Consider the following 1,039-nt stretch of genomic DNA (forward strand, 5'->3'; position numbering starts at 1 on the left):
AAGGATGACACACTGTTATTACTTCCAAGATAGAGAGTTAACAAAATACGGAGGGATTTTTCCTCTCCATTGGTTTATAAATTTTCAAGAAGTGAATGAAACTCTGCTTGATCAGATAGAAGAGAAAAAGGAGCTGCCGTCAAATGAATGGCAGCAAATGAGCTTGTTCTGAGATAAGGAGGAGCCAATATGAAAGATAGGATACAGAGAATCGAAAATGAGGTCAGGCAGCATATGGGGCTATCTCTGGCCTCAACGGAGTGGCTGATTGATACGGTTAAGCAACAACTGGCCGTCATCGAGGAAAACAAACGGCAGGAAGAAATAGCAGTCAATCAGTTCAAGCAGGCCCAGCAAGATATCCGACGCCTGAGCGGGGAAAGTAGCAGATATAAAAAAGCTTTACAACAAGTTATTAAGAATCTGCAATTCACAATAACAGCTGCTAAAAATGAATTAGAAGGTGAGAATAGTTGATACGAATTTATGAAAAAAGTGATTCGCAGTTTAATAACCTGGCTGCTGCCTGGTCTAAATTGACTCACCTTGATAAAAACTTGTTTGAAGTGAGCGCCATCATTCTGGCATCGGATCATCAAGAGGAAGAGGCGGAAAAAGTAGCTGTAGCGTTGAAAGGATCAACAGCATTGAGAATGGAAAAATTCACTTCTCTTATGCCTTGTATCATGGTTTGTTTACTGTGCGAAATACAAGTTCCATCAAGGGAAAATGAATTGATCAGATAGAAACAAATGAAAAATATAAAGGGAGAGATAAAAATGATCAAAGTAGCGGTTAAAGACAAATTAAAACAAGCAGAATTTGAGGCGTCAGGTTTTACAGCTGAAGAAACAGGCAAACTGCTGGGACAATTGCTGTTCTACATGAAGAGCGAAGCAGTAAAAAGTGGTGTTGATAGTAAGCAGCCTTCACATGTTCGTGATTTGAATAATAGAAGTATTTCAGATGGGATTGTTCACAAGACAAATATACATCAGGATCCAAAAGCGGATACTGTCCCAGAAGTTCCAAATAAAAC

At 39.2% G+C, this 1,039-nt stretch carries 3 protein-coding genes; all 3 read left to right on the forward strand.

What is annotated here, in order from left to right:
• Positions 1-189 precede the first annotated feature (189 nt).
• On the forward strand, positions 190-477 hold the full coding sequence (locus tag ACWF79_RS34845; RefSeq protein WP_017696759.1) for a hypothetical protein: 288 nt from the start codon (positions 190-192) through the stop codon (positions 475-477).
• Positions 474-746, forward strand: a complete 273-nt coding sequence (locus ACWF79_RS34850; RefSeq protein WP_017696760.1) for a hypothetical protein — start codon at positions 474-476, stop codon at positions 744-746. Before ACWF79_RS34845 ends, ACWF79_RS34850 begins: the two co-directional genes overlap by 4 nt.
• A 33-nt stretch (positions 747-779) precedes the next feature.
• Positions 780-1,039, forward strand: a 260-nt coding sequence (locus tag ACWF79_RS34855) for a hypothetical protein (RefSeq protein WP_453732180.1), incomplete at its 3' end; no start/stop codon positions are given.

It is taken from the genome of Streptomyces sp. NPDC054975 (genome assembly GCF_053609105.1).

Coding starts and splice junctions, on each gene's coding strand:
- ACWF79_RS34845 (WP_017696759.1), top strand. CDS start 190: ATGAAAGATAGGATACAGAGAATCGAAAATGAGGTCAGGCAGCATATG.